Genomic DNA, 17,549 nt, shown 5'->3' with positions numbered 1-17,549 from the left:
CTATGAATCCCCAGCCGCCCGCACCCACGTGCGTCCGCCATCCGAACCGCCCTACCGGCCTGGCCTGCACGCGGTGCGGGCGGCCGTCCTGTGCGGAGTGCCTGCGCCCCGCGGCCGTCGGCCAGCACTGTGTCGACTGTCTGCGTGCGGATCAGCGCAGCGCCGCGCCGGTGCGGACAGTCTCGGGCGCGGCGGCTCGAGCGTCCGCTCCCTATGTCACCTACGCGCTGATCGCGATCAACGTCGCGATCTACGCGATCACCGCGGCCCAGGCCAAGAGCTTGATGGACAACCAGCTGGGCTCCGCGCTGTTCATCGACTGGGTCTTGTACGCACCGGCGGTCGCGGACGGCGAATGGTGGCGGGTGCTCGGCTCCGGATTCCTGCACTACGGCCCGATCCATCTGCTGCTCAACATGTTCGCCCTGTACGTGGTGGGCCGAGATGCCGAGCTGGTGCTCGGGCGATCGCGCTACCTGGCGGTGTACCTGGTCTCGCTGCTCGGCGGGTCCGCCGGGGTCATGCTGTTCGCGCAGAACAGCCTCACGGCGGGTGCGTCCGGTGCGGTGTACGGCATGTTCGGTGCGATCACGGTCATTCTGATCCGTCTGCGACAGAACCCGAATCAGATGCTCATCATCATCGGCATCAATGTGTTCATCAGTCTGTCGCTGCCCGGCATCTCGCTCTGGGGTCACCTAGGCGGACTGGCCGCGGGCACGCTCGCGACCCTGGGCATCCTGTTCCTGCCGGGCTGGCTGCGCGTGCGGACTCCGCAAGCGGCGCGGACCGTCGGCTGGGTGGCGGTGGCTCTGGTCGCGGTCGCGGCATTGGCCGCGGTGACTGTGAGCGCTATCACTTCGACTGTCTGACAGCGGGATTGGCTTCACGTGAAACATTCGGTCGGCAGAGTCGCCGGATGTCTCGTCAGCGGGTCTTGTCCTCGGTAAGCCGCAGCGCTCCGACCAGGTCTTGGTAGACGAGCTCCGGGTTGGCGCCCAGATCCCAGCGGCCGAAGATCAGCAGCCGCTCCGCGCCGTCGTGCAGGACGTCGAGTTCCAGCATCGGCATCTTGCGTCCGAGACGCCGGTAGCTCACCACCCGGGCGCGAACGATCTGTTCCGGGGCGTACTCGTCCGGTCCCGTCAGCGTGCGGACCACCATGCGTGGTCGCTCGCCGGTTACCACGGACAGCCGCGGGCGTTGCCGAAATCCGAGCCCGGCGAGCGCGAGCAGGCCGACGGCTGCCAGCCCGACGAGCAGGCGGCTCGCCGCCTCGGTGGTCACCACCGCGGCAACGGCCAAGGCGATGCCGCCGACTGTGACGGCGACGAGCGCGGGCGTCGGTGTGGTCCAGGCCAGGCTCGGCTCGTCACGATCCGGTGGGCCGGGGACGGAGCGCTCCGGACTCACGACACTCCCCAATCGCTCCTCGAGTTGTCCACAGGCTCATCCACAGGTGTGCATGAATGACACGTCTGTAATCCGGGTCGATGTCGCCGGCTCAGCGCCAGCGCATCGTCATGATCAAGCCCACCACCATCAGGCCGAAGCCGATCAGGAAGTTCCAGGCGTTGAGGTCGTTCATCCAGCTGATCTGCTCGGCTGCCAAGTAGTAGACGAGCAGCCACACCAGCCCGGCGAGCATGAACCCGAGCATGATGGCGACGTACCAGACCGGAGAGGGGCCGGCCTTCACCTTCACCGGGGTCCGGCTGGCGGGGTTGATCGTGTAGTCGGTCTTCTTACGGACCTTCGACTTGGGCATGACGTCCTCGTATTCGGCGGCAGGTCGTGGTCTCTAGGCTATCCCAACAGGTAATGGATGCGACGCGGTGCCGTGCGGCGACGTAATCTCGATGCCATGCGTGTTCTGGTCGTCGACAATTACGACAGCTTCGTCTTCAACCTGGTGCAATACCTCGGCCAGCTCGGTGTCGACGCTGTCGTGTGGCGTAACGACGATCCGAATCTGGCCGACGTCGGCGCGGTTGTGCGCGACTTCGACGGCATTCTGATCAGCCCCGGCCCCGGCACCCCGGATCGTGCGGGCGCCAGCATTCCGCTCGTGCGCGCCTGCGCGGAGCAGAGTGTCCCGCTGCTCGGCGTATGCCTCGGGCACCAGGCGATCGGCGAGGCGTTCGGCGCCACCGTCACCAGGGCTCCCGAGTTGTTGCACGGGAAGACCAGCGAGGTGTTCCACATCGGCGCCGGCGTGCTGGCCGGTCTGCCCGACCCGTTCACCGCCACGCGATACCACTCGCTCACCGTGCTCGAGGAGACCCTCCCGGAGGAGATCGAGGTACTCGGACGCACCGAGAGCGGGATCGTGATGGCCATGCGTCATCGGACCCTGCCGATTCACGGTGTGCAGTTCCATCCGGAATCGGTGCTGACCCAGGGTGGGCATCGGATGCTGGCGAACTGGCTCGGCGTGTGCGGGAAGCGGCCCGCGGAGGGCTTGGTGCAGGCGCTGGAGGCGGAGGTCGCCGCGCTGGTGTTGCAGTGACCCGTCCGCATGTGCTGCTGTCGGTCGCGGTGAGCGTCGACGGGTACATCGACGACGCGAGTCCCGAGCGGCTGCGCTTGTCCGGCGCCGCCGACTTCGATCGGGTCGACCAGGTCCGCGCGGACTCCGACGCCATCCTGGTCGGCGCGCAGACCTTGCGCAGCGACAATCCGCGGTTGCTCGTCGACAGCGCCGACCGCAGGGCAGCCCGCGTCGCGGCGGGCAGAACCGAGTACCCGTTGAAGGTCACGCTCTCGGCGAGCGGCGAACTGGATCCCGGACTGCGGTTCTGGCACCACGGCGGCGACAAGCTCGTCTACACCACCACGGCGGGCGCGCCGAAACTCACCGCCCGGCTGGCGGGACTGGCCGAAGTCGTGGATCTGGGTGTCGACCTCGACTTCGGTGCGCTGTTGGACGACCTCGGCCGACGCGGTGTCGAGCGCCTCATGGTGGAGGGCGGCACCCGCATCCACACCGCGTTTCTCGCTGCCGATCTGGCCGACGAACTGCACTTGGCGATCGCCCCCATCCTGGTCGGCGACGCCGCCGCGCCGCGTTTTGTCGATCCGGCCGACTTTCCCGGGGCGCCACACCGCAGGATGCGCTTGGCGGGCGTGACGCAAGTCGGCGATGTCGCCGTGTTGCGATATCTACCGAAGGCCGAGCCGATCTGACGCCGCTGCCGCGTTCAACGATCGACGTCGTGCGCCACTGCTACGAGCGCGTGAACCGCGGACGACGGTTAGGCCGTCCGCGGTTCAAGCCTGCATCGCCTTCGTGCCGAGTGCCGGACCTCAGGAGCGCTGTCGCCGAGCGGGTTCAGCCTCGATGCGGCACCACGGCAGCTCGGTGTCGAAGTGCCCGCGGAAGGCGCGGTGACCTGCTTCCGGGACCTAGGGACGCCCGTAGACGGCGGTCACGAACTCGCCGAGCTGGTTGTCGTCCAGGTGCCTGGCCAGATCCGCCTCGCTGATCATGCCGACCAGCCGTTTGTTCTCGATCACCGGCATGCGCTTGACGCGGTTGCTTTCCATCTCATCGAGAACTTCCTCGATGTCGGCGTTGGCGTCGACCCACCGTGGCGTCGCTTCGCACAGTTCGTCGACGCGGCAATCCGCCGGCGCCTTGTCCTGGGCGATGCACTTCACCACGATGTCGCGGTCGGTCACGATGCCGCACATCCGCTCGTTCTCGTCCGAGATGATCAAGGACCCGACGTTGAGCTCGGCCATGGTGCGCGCGGCCTGCTGGATGGTCGTGTCCTTCGAGATCCACTGAACGCCCGGTTTCATGATGTCCCTGGCAGTGGTCATGAGCTACCTCCTCGTGCTCAGCTGCGCTGATTGGGATGGAGCAGCATCATTCTCCCGCAATTCACACCGGATGGTCTCGTTTTCTGGATACCAGCGGCGGCGCCGATCACGGCGGGCCGAGCACCCCCACACCGACCAGGATGGCGCTGTTCTTCTGGATGGAACTGCCCGCGGACGGTTGCTGGCTGAGGATGCGCCCGACATTGCCCGCGTCGAAGGTGCCCTGCGGCGACTGGCTGATCTGGCTGGTGCTACCCGACCAGCCTTCCGCGCGCAGCTTCTCCACCGCCTGCGAGACGGTGAGGCCGATCAGTGACGGCATCCTGAGATCACCCGCGGACACCTGGACGGTGACCGTGGAACCCTTCTCCGCGTTGCTGCCGCCGGACGGACTGGAAGCGACCACCTCGCCCTTGGGTTTGGAGGACTGCACCTCTTGGACGACGACCTTGAAGCCGTTGCCCTCGATGTTCGGCTGGGCCACATCGATCGACTGGCCGACGACGTAGGGCACCCGCACGGATTCCGGACCGGTACCGACCGTGACGACGACTTCCCAGTCGACGTCCACCTTCGAACCCGGCGACGGGTTCTGCTCGATCACCTGATCCTTCTCGGCGGTGCTCGACGGCTTGCGCTCGATGTTCGGGTTGATCCGCAGCCCCTTGGAGTTCAGCACCTGCTCGGCCTGCTCCTGGGTCAGCCCCGTCAGCTTCGGCACCTGGACCTGCGCGGGACCGGAGGACACCTGGACGGTGACCGTGCTGCCCTCGTCGATCCGCGAGCCGCCGAGGGGCTGGGTGGCGATCACGTTGCCCGTCGCGACCTTGCTGTCGGGCTTCTGCTGGACCGCCACCGTGAAGCCGAGCTTCTGCAACGCGTCCTGCGCTTGCTGCGAGGACTTGTTGGACAGGTCGGGAACGGCCACTTGATCCGGGCGGCTACCCGGGCCGAGCAGCACCCAGAACAGCGCGAACGCCACGGCGACAGCCGCGGCGACGCCGAGCGCGATATAGGTGGTCCGACGTCGGCCGTTCGGCTCGGCCGGATCCTGTTCCGCGGTATCGTCGTGCCGCTCGACCGTGCGGTAGGTGCGCGGCGGGGGCTCGTCCTGGCCCATGAAGGTGGTGCGATCCTCGTCGGTCATCACCATGGGAGCGCTGGGCTTCTGACCGCCGAGCACCCGGATCAGGTCGGCACGCATCTCCGCCGCGGTCTGGTAGCGGTTGGCCGGATTCTTGCTCATCGCCTTGAGCACGACCGAGTCCAGCTCGCGCGGGACGCCCGAGTACACGTGCGAGGGCAGCCGCGGATCCTCCCGGACGTGCTGGTAGGCGACCGCGACCGGTGAGTCACCCGTGAAAGGTGGCTCGCCGGTGAGGATCTCGAACAGCACACAGCCGACGGAGTAGACGTCCGAGCGCGCGTCCACCGTTTCGCCGCGGGCCTGTTCCGGCGAGAGATACTGCGCCGTGCCGATTACCGCCGCGGTCTGGGTCATCGGGTTGGAACTGTCGGCGATCGCGCGCGCGATGCCGAAGTCCATCACCTTCACCGCGCCCGCTCGGTTGATCATGATGTTCGCAGGCTTCATGTCGCGGTGCACGATCCCGGCCTTGTGGCTGAAATCCAAAGCGGCGCAGACATCCGCGACGACCTCCATCGCGCGGCGCGGCGGGAGCGGTCCCTTGCCGCGCACGATGTCGCGCAGCGTGTCGCCGTCGACGTACTCCATCACGATGTAGGGCAGCGGGCCGCCGTCCACCTCGGCCTCGCCGGTGTCGTAGACCGCGACGATGGCCGGATGGTTGAGCGCGGCGGCGTTCTGCGCTTCGCGCTTGAACCGCAGGTAGAACGTGGGGTCGCGGGCCAGGTCCGCCCGCAGCACCTTGATCGCCACGTCCCGGCTCAGCCGGACGTCGCGCGCCTTGTGCACCTCGGACATACCGCCGAACCCGATGATCTCGCCCAGCTCGTAGCGAGACGAGAGATTCTTCGGGGTCGTCATGGCAGTCCTTGCGGAGGAGTGGCGGTTCCGTTACGGGTGGCCGACGGCCCCCGGGCACCGGGAATCTCGGGGAACGGTAGATCGAGGGTGGGGACGCGCGGCCGGGTGGTGGTGGTGGTCGGCGCGGTGGTGGTCGGCTTGGTGGTGCTCGGTGCCGTGGTGGTGGTCGGCGGGGTGGTCGTCGTCGGCTCCGGTGTCGTGGTCTTCGGCTCGGTGGTGGTCGGCTCGTAGGTCTCGGTCTCCACCGGCGCGGGCGCGGGCTTGGGGGTGGTCGTGGTGGCCACCGGCGGCGCGGGCTTGGGGTTCGGCGCGAATGTCGTGGTGGGCGACGGTGTCGAATCCGGGTTGGTGTCGCCGCCGAACAGCAAGAAGACCGTCAGCGCGCCGAGCAGCACGGCGCCGATACCCAGACCCGCCAACCACTTCTGGGTCGAGGTGAACCGCTTGTCGTCGCGGGGCGGCGGACCGCCCGCCGCAGCGCCACGGCTGAGCACGGTGGCCGGGGCGGCGACCGTGCCGGCGCGATTCGCCGCGTTCACCGCGCCTGCCGCGGGCGTCGAGTAGCGCACCGTCGCACCGTCGAAGTCGGATGGGGTGGAGGGGATCACGGCGGTCGGGCCGGGCGGGAGAACTCGCGTGGCGCCGGTCAAGGGCGCGGCGGGGTGGGCGCCGCTCGGCGGCGGCGGACGTCGGCCCGCGCGCACCGCGGCGACCGCGTCGGCGAACTCGCCGCCGCTGGCGTAGCGGCGCCCCGGATCCTTCTCCATCGTGATCTCGATCAGCTCGCGCACATTGCCGGGCAGATCGGCCGGCATCGGGGGCGGCGTCTCGCGCACATGCTTCATCGCGACGGTGAGCGCGCCGTCGCCGGTGAACGGCCGCTGTCCGGACAGCGCCTCGTAGCCGACCACGGCCAGCGAATACACGTCGCTGGCCGCGGAGGCGTCCTCGCCGACCGCCTGTTCCGGTGCGATGTACTGCGCGGTGCCCATCACCATGCCGGTCTTGGTCACCGGGGACGCGTCCACCGCCTTGGCGATACCGAAATCGGTGATCTTCGCCTGTCCGGTCGGGGTGACCAGGATGTTGCCCGGTTTCACGTCGCGATGCACCACACCCGCGCGGTGCGCCACCTCCAGCGCCCGCCCGGTCTGCTCGAGCAGGTCGAGGCCCTGGGCGACCGACAGCCTGCCCAGGCGGTTGAGCACCGTGTTCAGCGGTTCGCCCTGGACGAATTCCATGACCAGGTAGGCGATCTCGCTGCCCTGCGGGTCGATCGTCTCGCCGTAGTCGTAGATCCCCGCGATACCGGGGTGATTCAGCTGGGCGGTGGTCTTCGCCTCGGTGCGGAATCGATGCCGGAACGTCGGATCGGCCGAGAACTCCGATTTCAGCACCTTGACCGCGACCCTGCGGTCCAACCTGGTGTCCAGCGCTTCCCAGACCTGGCCCATGCCGCCGGTCGCGATCAGTCGCTTCAGCCGGTACCGGTCGGCGATCATCGCACCGTTGTTCAGCATCGAGGTCCCCGTACCTTCACTCGCACATCCATATCGTTCAGCCCCCTCGAAGACCGGCGTCGAGAACCGCGCGAGCCACCGGCGCGGCGACCGAGCCACCGGTCGCGGCAAGCGCCCGGTCCCCACCGTTCTCCACGATCACCGCGATGGCGATCTTCGGGTTCTGCGCGGGGGCGAACGCGATATACCAAGCATGCGGCGGCGTGTTGCGCGGGTTGGTCCCGTGCTCCGCGGTGCCGGTCTTGGACGCGATCTGATAAGGGGTCTGGTTACCTCCAGCCGTGTTGCCCTCCGACGCGATCATCAGGTTGGTCACGGTCGACGCTACATCGGCGCTGACGGCTTGGCCGACCGAGACCGGCTTGGTCTTCGACAGCTCGCTCAGATCCGGGCCCTGCAGCTGATCGACCAGGTAGGGCTCCATCCGGACACCGCCGTTGGCGATGGTCGCCGCGACGACCGCGTTCTGCAGCGGGGTCAACGCCACGTCGCGCTGCCCGATGCTGCTCTGGGCCAGGGCGGCGTCGTCGGAGATCGGGCCGACGGTGCTCTCCGCCACCGGCATCGGGATACCCCGGTGCGGGCCGACGCCGAACGCGGCCGCTTCGTCCTTGAGGGTTGAAGCGCCAACCTTGATGCCGAGTTCGGCGAAAGCGGTGTTGCACGAGCGCCGGAATGCCTCGAGCAGCGAAGCGGTCGGGTTCGGACCGCACGTGGTGCCGTTGTAGTTCTCCATCGGGGTGCTGGTGCCCGGCGGGGTGAAGGTCGGCGCGGCGGTGAACTGGTCGTCGGGAGTCGCGACGCCGTTGGCCAGCGCGGCGGCGGTGACCACGACCTTGAACGTGGACCCGGGCGGATAGGTCTGCGAGATGGCGCGATTGAGCATGGGATGGTTCGGATCCGCGCTCAGCGTTTCCCAGGCCTGGGTGCCGCGCGCGCCGTCGTGGCCGGACAGCAGGTTCGGGTCGTAGCTCGGCGTGGACACCATGGTCAGGATCTTGCCGGTGCTCGGCTCGATCGCCACCACCGAGCCGGTGTAGCCCTTGCGGGTCATCTGGTCGTAGGCGACCTGCTGCATCAGCGGATTGAGCGTGGTGAGCACGTTGCCGCCGCGCGGGTCCCGGCCGGAGATGAGGTCGACGAGGCGACTGCCGAACAGCTGACTGTCGGAGCCGTTGAGTACCGAGTCCTCGGATCGTTCCAATCCGGTGCTGCCGTACTGCATCGAGTAGAAACCGGTGGCGGGGGCATACGCCTCCGGCTCGGTCGGATAGGCGCGCAGGTACTTGTAGCGGTCGTCGGTGGCGATGGAACTGGCCAGCACGGTGCCGCCCGCCGAGATCTGCCCGCGCTGGCGGGCGTACTCGTCCAGCAGAACCCGGGAGTTGCGCGGATCGGAGCGCAGGTCGTCGGCCTTGATCACCTGGACGTAGGTGGCGTTGGCCAGCAGCGCGACGACCATCACCATCACCGCGATCGCGACTCGGCGTAGTGGAGTGTTCATGTCAGCTGCCCCGCCTCGGGCCGTCCGCCGTCGCGCCGCAGCAGCTCCGTCTGCGCGTCGGCGATCGGCGCCGGTTCTTTCTTGCGCACCGGGGCGGGTGCGCGGGCGGCGTCGGAGACCTTGATCAGCAACGCCAGCAATGCGTAATTGGCCAGCAGCGAAGAGCCGCCGTAGGACATGAAGGGGGTGGTGAGACCGGTCAGCGGAATCAGCTTGGTCACACCCCCGACCACGACGAACAGCTGAACCGCGATGGTGAACGCGAGTCCGGCGGCGAGCAGCTTGCCGAAGCTGTCGCGCACCGCGAGGGCGGTGCGCAGGCCGCGTACCACGAAAACGAGGAACAGCACCAGGACCGCGGCGAGCCCGATCAGCCCGAGTTCCTCGCCGATGGTGGTCACGATGAAGTCGGTCTTGGCGAAGGGCACCTGGCTGGGCCTGCCGCTGCCCAAGCCGGTCCCGGCGAGTCCGCCGGTGGCCAGACCGAACAGCGACTGGGAGATCTGGTAGCCGGTGTTGTTGTAGTCGTCGAACGGGTGCAGCCAGGTCTCCACCCGGACCCGCACGTGGCCGAACAGTTGGTAGGCGAAAACGAAACCGAGGGCGAGCAGCCCGCCGCCGATGACCAGCCAGCCGACCCGTTCGGTGGCGATGTAGAGCATGACGAGCACCGTGCTGAAGATCAGCAACGAGGTGCCGAGGTCCTTCTCGAACACCAGCACGCCGATGCAGACGATCCAGACGGCCAGGATCGGACCGAGGTCGCGACCGCGCGGGAACTCCATGCCCAGCACGTGGCGACCGGCGGCGGTGAAGAGCTCGCGCTTGGCGACCAGCACCGAGGCGAAGAAGATGATCAGCAGAATCTTCGCGAACTCACCCGGCTGCACGCTGAACCCGGGCAGCCGGATCCAGATCTTCGCGCCGTTGGTCTCGGAGAACTTGCTGGGCAGCAGCGCCGGGATGGCCAGGGCGACCAGACCGACCAGACCCAGGGTGTAGCTGTAGCGGGCCAGGGTGCGGTAGTCGCGCAGCGCGATCAGGAGCGTGATGAACACGAGCGTGCCCAGCGCGGTCCACAGGATCTGCTGGGTGGCGTCGGGTGACGGGGTCGCCCACGAGTTGTAGGCGGCGGTCTGCTGGTCGGCCAGATCCAGCCGGTGGATCAGCACGAGACCGAGTCCGTTGAGCAACGCGACGATCGGCAGCAGCAGCGGATCGGCGAAGGGAGCGAACCGCCGCACCGCCAGGTGCGCTACCGCGAACAGCGCCAGGTAGGCCAGGCCGTACTTGGCGATATCCCAGGTGAGCGACTGTTCTTGACTGGCCTCGACCAGGAAGAGGGACACAGTGGTGATCACCGCCGCCGCCGCGAGCAGCAACAGTTCGACGTTTCGTCTTGTGCTCGGCGGTGGCGCGGGAGCGAAGCCGCCCGGGGGACTGGGAAAAGCTCCAGCCGACGGCGGTGCCGGCGCGGACATCAGTCCGTCACCCGGCAGTTCTCCCCCGCGGTCTGGGGGTTGGGTGACGTGGTGCTCGACGGCGCGGCCGGAGCCTCCGACTTCGTCGGTGTCTTGATCTCGGTGCCCCTGGCATCACCCTGTTCCGGCGCCGGCGCCGGAGCCGGCGCTGGAGCGGCGGTGGCAGGTGCGGGCGGAGCGCCGTTGGGCGCGGGCGGTGCGGTCTCGACCGGCGGGACGACCCCGGGCTGCGGCGCCGCTTCCTTGACCGGGCACGGCGGCAGCAGTTCTCGCTGGGCGAGGTAGGTCATCGAGTCCCTGGCCTTGTCCAGCGAACCCGGCGGCAATCCCTTGTCCACCTGGTCGCGGCCGGTCTGCTTCAGATCGTCGACCTTCAGCGGCTTGCACGCGGAAGGGACATCCGCGCCGGGCTCGGTCAGGGTGAGTTCGCCGTTGCGGGTGACGCACCCGACCAGGTTCACGTCATGGATCGAGTAGCCGAGGATCGACCCCGGCAGCCCGCGCAGGATCACCACCGAGCCGTCGTCGGCGCCGACGTAGTAGTTGCTGCGGATCATCTTGTAGCCGACCACGAGGCCCACGCAGACGGCGACGACGAGCGCCAGCGCGAGCACGATCCAGCGCAAGCGGTGCGACTTCTTCGCGGGCGGCTCGGGCGCGGCGGCGGCCCGGCGCGGAGCGGCGCGCGGCGGGCGCAAGGCGGAGGCACGGCCCGCGGCGGTATTCGGCGGAGGGGTGTCCTCGTCGACGCCGGAGGCGGCGCCCGCCACGATCGGGTGGCTCTGGCCGTAGTCGAGATCGATGACGTCGGCCACGACGACGGTGACGTTGTCCGGGCCTCCGCTGCGCAACGCCAGCTCGATGAGCCGGTCGGCGCACTCGTCGGTGCTGCCTTCGCGCATCGTGTTCGCGATGGTCTCGTCGCTGACCACGTCGGAGAGGCCGTCGGAGCACAACAGGTAGCGGTCACCGGCGCGCGATTCGCGCATGATCAGCGTCGGCTCGATCTCGTTGCCGGTGAGCGCGCGCATGATCAGCGAACGCTGCGGATGCGTGTGCGCCTGCTCCGGTGTGATCCTGCCCTCGTCGACCAGCGACTGGACGAACGTGTCGTCGCGGGTGATCTGGGTGAGCTCGCCGCCGCGCAACAGGTAGGCGCGCGAGTCGCCGATGTGCACGAGGCCGAGTTTCCTGCCCGCGAACAGGATTGCGGTGAGCGTGGTGCCCATGCCGTCGAGCTCGGGCTCCTCCTCGACCTGATCGGCGATGGCAGCGTTGCCTTCCCGGGTCGCCGCGTCGAGCTTGCCGAGCAGATCGTCGCCGGGTTCGTCGTCGTCGAGATGGGCGAGCGCGGCGATCATCAACTGGGACGCGACTTCTCCCGCGGCATGGCCACCCATACCGTCGGCGAGTGCGAGCAGCCGGGCGCCCGCGTACACGGAGTCTTCGTTGTTGCCTCGGACGAGACCGCGGTCGCTGCGCGCTGCGTAGCGGAGAACAAGTGTCACGATCGCAGCTCGATCACTGTCTTGCCGACACGGACGGGCGTGCCGAGTGGAACACGGACGGCGGTGGTGACTTTCGCGCGATCGAGGTAGGTGCCGTTCGTCGAGCCGAGGTCTTCCACGTACCAGTCGTCACCACGCGGAGACAGTCGCGCATGCCTGGTCGAGGCGTAATCATCGGTGAGCACCAGCGTGGAATCGTCCGCACGCCCGATCAGCACCGGTTGGGTGCCGAGCGAGATGCGGGTGCCGGCGAGTGAACCCTGAGTCACCACAAGAAATTTGGCGCCCTTCTGGCCCCGGCTGAAAGACGGCAGCACCGCGGCACCGCGTGGGGCCTTGGGCTGGATCCGAATGCCGGATGCCGCGTAGATGTCGCTGCGCAACGTGCGCAGCACAGCCCACACGAACAACCACAACAGCAGCAGGAACCCCGCACGGGTCAGTTGCAGGATCAGTCCCTGCACGGCGCTCCACCTCCTGTTCGACCGTGTACGTCGGTGCCGTAGGTGCGGTTCGACCACCCCCACCAGCCTGCTGGTCTTGCCGGCCCCGATGTCGGCGCCGCGCGTGTGTTGGCAGCATCATAGGGCCGTCGGTCGATTTCGATCACGATACGACCCACGAATCCCTCGAGAGCCATCTCGTGACCTGCACCGCGAGCTTACGGGATCAGACGATGCGGATCAGGATCTCGGAGTGCCCGGCACGGATGACGTCGCCGTCGGCGAGCTGCCAATCCTGCACGGGGGAACCGTTCACCAGGGTGCCGTTGGTGGAGCCGAGGTCGGACAACATCGCGGTCTGGCCGTCCCAGCGCACCTCGATGTGCCTGCGCGAGACGCCCGTGTCGGGCAGGCGGAAGTGCGCGTCCTGGCCGCGGCCGATGATGTTGCTGCCTTCCCGCAGCTGGTAAGTCCGGCCACTGCCGTCATCCAGCTGGAGGGTCGCCGAATAGCCCGAGCCCGCCTGCGGCGCAGCGCCGTAGCCTGCTCCGCCCGCGTAGCCTTGCGGCGCGCCGTACCCCGGTTGCTGAGAGTATGCCTGGCCGTAGCCGCCCTGCTCCTCCTGGCCATAGCCGCCCTGGTCGGCGTAGTTCTGATCGCCGTAGCTCGGGTCGGTGTATCCGGACTGGCCGTACCCGGGCTGACTGTAGCCCGGCTGGCCGTAACCCTGGTCGGCGTAGCCCTGCTGGCCGTAACCCTGCTCGCCGTAGCCCGGCTGGCCGTAACCCTGGTCGGCGTAGCCCTGCTGGCCGTAACCCTGCTCGCCGTAGCCCGGCTGCTGGCCGTAGCCGCGGTCGGCGTACCCGCCCTGCTGGCCGTAGCCGGATTCTCCGTAGCCGCCTTGCTGGCCGTAGCCGGACTCGCCGTAACCGCCCTGCTGGCCGTAGCCCTGGCCACCCTGCGGGTAGTCGTAGCCGTTCTGGTAGTCGCCGTAACCCTGCTGCGCGTCCGGAGCCTGGTAATCCGCCCCGTACGCGCCGCCGCGGCCGTAGTCGTCGCGGTACGCGCCGTTCTGCGCACCGCCGCGACCGGCAGGCGGTGGAGCGTACCCGCGGTTGCGTGGATCGGACTCCGCGGGCTCACGGCTCGGGTCGTAGCCTGAGTTCTGCGTCATGGGGCCAGCTCCTGGTTGCGGGTTTGCAGGTCGTTGTGGCGGTGATTCGGGGCCGCGAGCCGCGCTGGCTCTGTGTCCGACGTCGGGATCGACGCGGCCACTCGCCCTGAACTGTCCGGTGTGCAGCGTAGGTGATGCCTCGAACGCCACGTGTACTTCGCCGTAGGTCTGCCAGCCTTGGTCGCGGATGTAGTCCTGGAGGTGTTTGGCGAACGCGCGGGTGGTGAGGTCGTGGTCGGCATCCAACTGCTGGTGATCGGAGGTGTTGATCGTGATCACATAGCTGTTGGGCGCAAGCAGATGCCCGCCGCCCAGGTCCTGGACGTGGTCGGCGGCCTCGCGTTGCAGCGCCGTCTCCACCTCCTGGGGTACGACACTGCCGCCGAACACTCGGGCGAACACGTCACCGACGGCGCCTTGCAGGCGACGCTCGAAGCGCGAAACGATGCCCATCTCGGCCTCCCTTCGGTGCGCGTCTCTTCCTGATTCGTAACAACGACACGCGTGTATGGCGTGTCGTTAATCGACCACGTTCATTGCATGATATCCACGATCGTCCACACCTGTAACTCTTGGCGACGGCCCTGGGTTCCCGGGCCCGTTCAGGCCCCCAGTCAGGCCTCTGAAATGGCGATTTCGTATCAGCCGCGCGGCCGTGATACTGTCTCCCAGTCGCTCGGGCGAGTGGCGGAATGGCAGACGCGCTGGCTTCAGGTGCCAGTGTCCTTCGGGACGTGGGGGTTCAAGTCCCCCTTCGCCCACAGACGGGAAGCCGTGTTTCAGGTTCATTCTGATACGCGGCTTTCCCTATTTTCGGGTTTCGAATCGCCGGTGACCGATGTCGGGTGCGTCAGTGCCCTTCCACGGCGGGCAGTACTCCCAGTTGCTGCAAGAATCCGAGCACATCCTTGTCGGACCACTTCTCCGCGATCTTGCCGTCCGCGATCCGGTGGATCGCTGTGCCGGTCATCGTCAATTCGTTCCCGGTCGCCGGTATCCCCGGCAGGTCCCCGGTGTGGCGGCCGTACGCGGTGAGCCGGGTGACGACCCGGTCGCCTTCCGCCAACTGGTCTTCGATCACGTGCCGGCCTGGAGTGGCGTCCCAAAACATGCGAAACGCCTGTTTGAGGCCCTCGCGACCCGGGGAAAGGCCGGGAAACGGCGGCGGCGAGTGATCCATGTAATCCTCGGCGACGAGGTCATCCATGGCGTCGACGTTCCCCGCGTCGATCTCCGCGTAGAACCGGCGGACCAGCGCCTTGTTGGCTTCCAGCGACATGACCGACCTTTCCTCTCGGGTGCCGGGGCGGCTAACGGCCGTCGTTTACCCGAGTGTCGCACCGCGCGGGCAGCAACCTCTGACAACGCTGCTCAGAAAACGGATACAGCTTGGTAGCGAACGATCAGGAAAGGTCCTCGCGCCGCACGCTCAGTCCGCCGGGCCGTGGCGGTCGAGGAAGCGCTGCTCGAACGCGGCGATGAAGCGCGCCGGATCGACGGCCGAGGACGAGTGCACGAACTCGCCGTCGTCGGCGATATAGAAGATCGCCCGTTCCGACCGCGGGTTCTCGGGCACGTGCACCATCCAGCCGAAGCGGAAGCGCTCGGCGGTCAGCTGCGACAGCGGATACCCGCTGGTGTCGAGCTGCCGTCCGGTCACATAGTCCCGTACCCGGCTGATCGCCGCTTCGGCAGGCAGCGGCTCGGGCGCCGTGGACAGCAGCCCGGCCACCGAGAACTGATAGAGCGCCCCGTCGATGTCGAAGCGGCCGTCGTCGGCGAAGACGGCGGCCAGCGTGGCTCTTGTCACTCTCCCCGCCTCGGCGGCGGACAACAACGCTCCTATCGCCTCGATCGCGTCCTCGCCCGAACGATCCCCGAGCGTCCCGGCGACGATCTTCGTCGCCGTCTCGCGCGTCCAGACGCCCGGCACCGCGGGCGCGCACTCCTGGGCCGACGGCGACTGCCCGCGATACCACCGCCCGGCTTCCCACCAGTAGCAGAACGACAGCAGGCCGGAAGCGGCCCGCGGATTCAAGACGGGGTCGGCGACCCAGTCCGGCGCGCCGCCGTACAGCTCGGGCATCGGTGCGCCGGCGTTGTACACGGCGTCCAGGGTCGGCGCGTTCCATACGCCACCGGACAACACGGCGCGTCCGGCCGGAAGCGCGTGCAACGTGGAGCCACCGCGCGCAGTGCCTTCGAAGACCCCGACCCAGGGCAGCATCCGAGGGCCCCATTCCGACTTCGCCGCCACGAAGGCCGCCGAGATCGTCGTCCAGCGGGCCCACATCTGCGGGAACGGGGGGAACTCGTTCTCCGCGAGGACCGCCCACACCTGTTCGGCCCGGTCGGCGCGGGCCTGGGCGGCGGCCTGCTGTGGAGTACGCCGCTGCCGGTCGCCGTGCCCGATGTAGGCGGCCAACCACACCGGCACCTTTTCGCGCGGATACGCCTCGAGATCGGCGCGATACGCCTCCGGCACGAACAGTTGACCGTCCGGGAAGGGTTCGTCACCGTAGTCGTAGGCGACCTCGATCCGGCCGGAGCTCGTCATCGCGATCATCATTCGCCACCACGGGGCCGCGCCGGAGCCGGCCGCGATCGCACGGTGCTCCCGGACGAGAGCAAGCACCGGCTCCGGCGGGTTCACCGACACCGCCTGCCGGCCGACGGCATACACGAGTTGGGCGATCTCGGCCACCACCGTGACCGCGAACACCGCGTCCACCCGTTCCCACCCGGCCGGCGCGTGCTCCGCCAGCGCACGAGGGAGTGGGTGTTCCATGGTCAACCCACTCGGTGCGTCTACCACGTCGTCCTCCGTATCGATATCTGGTCGCTGAGCTCGCCGCACACCGGGGAGTGAGCAGTACCCGCTGGGGTTTCACGGTCGCCATGACCGGAGAATCTTGAGTTCCGCCCGTGGCGGCAGTAGGTCGGTGTGACCGGATAGCTGACGCACCTGGATCACGGCCTCGCTGAATTCGGTGTCGATGAATTCGATCAGTTGCGGGGTGAGTTGTCCGGCGGCAGCCAGCGGTGCCAGTTTGACCGTGTCGTTCATGACCCGTTTGAACTTCTCGAGCCGAGCGAATTTCACCATGTCCGGGCCGCCGAGTTCGCGGGGCACCTCGATCCCGGGAATGAGATGGCCCAGCCGGGCCCAGTCGTAGGCGCTCGGACCGTTGACGGCGAGCTCCCAGTCGAGCAGGGTCACGCGTAGCTCGTTACTGATGAGGAAGTTTCCCTCGTTCGGGTCGGCATGCAGGATGTGGTGGCGGGACTCCCGCATCGACCGAGCCTCATCGATCAACGGTTCGAAAGGATTGCCGCGGAGCAGGCCGAACTCGTCGAACAAGTGACCGAAGCGCTCGAGGTGCCGCAGATAGAAATTCGCGGTGTACCAATCGATATGGTTCAGGTACCACCCGCCGGTGTCGCCCTTCGCGACGCCTGGTGGTGTCAGTTGATCCAGCAGCGGATGGTCCTCCGGCATCGCACGCAGCTGCTCGTGGATGCTCGCGAAGGCGCGCAGTATCAGGCCCTGGTGGGACCGGATCGTTCTCCGGTCGGCTCGCCGGAATGTCTCCGCGAGATTCTGTCCCCGCGCGAGCCTTTCGATCAGAATCGGCGCTGATTCGTCGATGACGCGCCCGTCCGGCATGCGACCGGTGATGACTTTCAGTAGTTGCGGTGCGCTTCGAACGTATCGGGAGATGACCGGGAGGGTTCTGTGCTCGGGTCCGAAACGTGGGTCGTAGCTGCCGGTATCGGGTCGACCGATGCGCAGAACCAAACCGAGGTCGTCGAGGAGGACGGTCGTGTTGTAGGTTCCCCGCAGGGCGTCATGGAGCAGTGGTTGTGCTGCTCGGTACACCGTCAGGCCCTCGTCGTCAGTCATGGCGTACCCCCGGCTGCCGTCGAGGGGACGGTATTCGTGCGCAGAGAGCAGCTGAGAGAGATCGCGGACGGTGGTGGGCGTCTCGATCAGCGGAGCGGCTGATCGACCGGCGGCGTCGGGTGCGGATTCGATATCGCCGCCGCGTCCGACCATGATCAGCCCGATGGTGTTCGGATCGCCGT

At 67.9% G+C, this 17,549-nt stretch carries 16 protein-coding genes and 1 tRNA gene (1 of these 17 cut by a window edge); 4 read left to right on the top strand and 13 right to left on the bottom strand.

Annotated features, from left to right (window positions below; all coding sequences use genetic code 11):
- The first annotated feature begins 2 nt into the window (after positions 1–2).
- Positions 3–872, top strand: coding sequence for a rhomboid family intramembrane serine protease (locus GVY64_RS12790; protein WP_159840936.1), 870 nt, complete (start codon positions 3–5; stop codon positions 870–872).
- Positions 873–927: 55 nt separating this feature from the next.
- Here GVY64_RS12790 and GVY64_RS12785 read toward each other — a convergent pair whose 3' ends face one another.
- Together GVY64_RS12785 and crgA are read right to left on the bottom strand one after the other, a co-directional pair.
- The gene (locus GVY64_RS12785) at positions 928–1,413 is read right to left on the bottom strand and encodes a PH domain-containing protein (protein ID WP_159840934.1); all 486 of its coding nucleotides are present in this window, start codon (positions 1,411–1,413) and stop codon (positions 928–930) included.
- A gap of 91 nt (positions 1,414–1,504) precedes the next feature.
- A complete protein-coding gene (crgA, locus tag GVY64_RS12780; protein WP_040871406.1) occupies positions 1,505–1,768 on the bottom strand; it encodes a cell division protein CrgA in 264 nt (87 codons plus the stop codon).
- Positions 1,769–1,864: 96 nt separating this feature from the next.
- Between crgA and GVY64_RS12775 the strand changes: the two genes are divergently transcribed.
- Together GVY64_RS12775 and GVY64_RS12770 are read left to right on the top strand one after the other, a co-directional pair.
- Positions 1,865–2,509 carry an aminodeoxychorismate/anthranilate synthase component II gene (locus GVY64_RS12775; RefSeq protein WP_159840932.1) on the top strand — a complete coding sequence of 215 codons (645 nt, stop codon included), beginning with the start codon at positions 1,865–1,867 and terminating at the stop codon, positions 2,507–2,509.
- Positions 2,506–3,186 (top strand): RibD family protein, encoded by a 681-nt coding sequence (locus GVY64_RS12770; protein ID WP_159840930.1) that lies wholly within the window; start codon positions 2,506–2,508, stop codon positions 3,184–3,186. Before GVY64_RS12775 ends, GVY64_RS12770 begins: the two co-directional genes overlap by 4 nt.
- Before the next feature lie 219 nt (positions 3,187–3,405).
- Here the strand turns inward: GVY64_RS12770 and GVY64_RS12765 are convergent, their stop codons facing one another.
- From GVY64_RS12765 to GVY64_RS12730, 8 genes are all read right to left on the bottom strand, one after another.
- Positions 3,406–3,825 (bottom strand): CBS domain-containing protein, encoded by a 420-nt coding sequence (locus GVY64_RS12765; protein ID WP_159840928.1) that lies wholly within the window; start codon positions 3,823–3,825, stop codon positions 3,406–3,408.
- 106 nt (positions 3,826–3,931) lie between these two features.
- Entirely contained in the window at positions 3,932–5,833 is a 1,902-nt protein-coding gene (gene pknB, locus GVY64_RS12760) for a Stk1 family PASTA domain-containing Ser/Thr kinase (RefSeq protein ID WP_159840926.1), read from the bottom strand.
- Complete coding sequence (locus GVY64_RS12755) at positions 5,830–7,353, bottom strand: protein kinase domain-containing protein (protein WP_159840924.1); 1,524 nt, start codon at positions 7,351–7,353, stop codon at positions 5,830–5,832. Before GVY64_RS12755 ends, pknB begins: the two co-directional genes overlap by 4 nt.
- Before the next feature lie 37 nt (positions 7,354–7,390).
- Entirely contained in the window at positions 7,391–8,857 is a 1,467-nt protein-coding gene (locus GVY64_RS12750) for a peptidoglycan D,D-transpeptidase FtsI family protein (protein ID WP_159840922.1), read from the bottom strand.
- A complete protein-coding gene (locus GVY64_RS12745; RefSeq protein ID WP_159840920.1) occupies positions 8,854–10,338 on the bottom strand; it encodes an FtsW/RodA/SpoVE family cell cycle protein in 1,485 nt (494 codons plus the stop codon). The genes GVY64_RS12750 and GVY64_RS12745 overlap by 4 nt, the downstream gene beginning before the upstream one ends.
- Positions 10,338–11,846: a PP2C family protein-serine/threonine phosphatase gene (locus tag GVY64_RS12740; RefSeq protein ID WP_159840918.1), complete on the bottom strand. Its 1,509-nt coding sequence runs from the start codon at positions 11,844–11,846 to the stop codon at positions 10,338–10,340. The genes GVY64_RS12745 and GVY64_RS12740 overlap by 1 nt, the downstream gene beginning before the upstream one ends.
- Positions 11,843–12,310: an FHA domain-containing protein FhaB/FipA gene (locus tag GVY64_RS12735; RefSeq protein WP_063017079.1), complete on the bottom strand. Its 468-nt coding sequence runs from the start codon at positions 12,308–12,310 to the stop codon at positions 11,843–11,845. The genes GVY64_RS12740 and GVY64_RS12735 overlap by 4 nt, the downstream gene beginning before the upstream one ends.
- A 205-nt stretch (positions 12,311–12,515) precedes the next feature.
- Positions 12,516–13,916 (bottom strand): FhaA domain-containing protein, encoded by a 1,401-nt coding sequence (locus GVY64_RS12730; RefSeq protein WP_159840917.1) that lies wholly within the window; start codon positions 13,914–13,916, stop codon positions 12,516–12,518.
- 225 nt (positions 13,917–14,141) lie between these two features.
- Here GVY64_RS12730 and GVY64_RS12725 point away from each other — a divergent pair.
- Positions 14,142–14,224 (top strand) — tRNA-Leu (locus GVY64_RS12725).
- 89 nt (positions 14,225–14,313) lie between these two features.
- Here GVY64_RS12725 and GVY64_RS12720 read toward each other — a convergent pair.
- The 3 genes from GVY64_RS12720 to GVY64_RS12710 form a co-directional block, all read right to left on the bottom strand.
- Positions 14,314–14,742, bottom strand: a complete 429-nt coding sequence (locus GVY64_RS12720) for an ester cyclase (protein WP_159840915.1) — start codon at positions 14,740–14,742, stop codon at positions 14,314–14,316.
- Between the two features lie 150 nt (positions 14,743–14,892).
- The gene (locus GVY64_RS12715) at positions 14,893–16,251 is read right to left on the bottom strand and encodes a hypothetical protein (RefSeq protein ID WP_159840913.1); all 1,359 of its coding nucleotides are present in this window, start codon (positions 16,249–16,251) and stop codon (positions 14,893–14,895) included.
- 99 nt (positions 16,252–16,350) lie between these two features.
- A protein-coding gene (locus GVY64_RS12710) for an alpha/beta fold hydrolase (protein ID WP_159840911.1) crosses the window boundary here: on the bottom strand, positions 16,351–17,549 show its 3' end. Its footprint extends 24,250 nt past the window's final position; only the last 1,199 of its 25,449 coding nucleotides appear in the window; its start codon lies beyond the right edge, outside the window; its stop codon occupies positions 16,351–16,353.

The sequence above is a fragment of the Nocardia sp. CY41 genome (assembly GCF_009829325.1).
GTDB lineage: Bacteria > Actinomycetota > Actinomycetes > Mycobacteriales > Mycobacteriaceae > Nocardia.
Note: the sequence above shows the minus strand (reverse complement) of the source record. Positions and strands in the feature narration are given on the sequence as shown.

Excerpts from the sequence above, each read along its gene's own strand:
- GVY64_RS12775 (WP_159840932.1), top strand. The coding sequence starts at position 1,865 with ATGCGTGTTCTGGTCGTCGACAATTACGACAGCTTCGTCTTCAACCTG.
- GVY64_RS12720 (WP_159840915.1), bottom strand. The coding sequence starts at position 14,742 with ATGTCGCTGGAAGCCAACAAGGCGCTGGTCCGCCGGTTCTACGCGGAG.
- GVY64_RS12730 (WP_159840917.1), bottom strand. The coding sequence starts at position 13,916 with ATGGGCATCGTTTCGCGCTTCGAGCGTCGCCTGCAAGGCGCCGTCGGT.
- pknB (WP_159840926.1), bottom strand. The coding sequence starts at position 5,833 with ATGACGACCCCGAAGAATCTCTCGTCTCGCTACGAGCTGGGCGAGATC.
- GVY64_RS12715 (WP_159840913.1), bottom strand. The coding sequence starts at position 16,251 with ATGGAACACCCACTCCCTCGTGCGCTGGCGGAGCACGCGCCGGCCGGG.
- GVY64_RS12750 (WP_159840922.1), bottom strand. The coding sequence starts at position 8,857 with ATGAACACTCCACTACGCCGAGTCGCGATCGCGGTGATGGTGATGGTC.
- crgA (WP_040871406.1), bottom strand. The coding sequence starts at position 1,768 with ATGCCCAAGTCGAAGGTCCGTAAGAAGACCGACTACACGATCAACCCC.
- GVY64_RS12790 (WP_159840936.1), top strand. The coding sequence starts at position 3 with ATGAATCCCCAGCCGCCCGCACCCACGTGCGTCCGCCATCCGAACCGC.
- GVY64_RS12745 (WP_159840920.1), bottom strand. The coding sequence starts at position 10,338 with ATGTCCGCGCCGGCACCGCCGTCGGCTGGAGCTTTTCCCAGTCCCCCG.
- GVY64_RS12765 (WP_159840928.1), bottom strand. The coding sequence starts at position 3,825 with ATGACCACTGCCAGGGACATCATGAAACCGGGCGTTCAGTGGATCTCG.
- GVY64_RS12755 (WP_159840924.1), bottom strand. The coding sequence starts at position 7,353 with ATGCTGAACAACGGTGCGATGATCGCCGACCGGTACCGGCTGAAGCGA.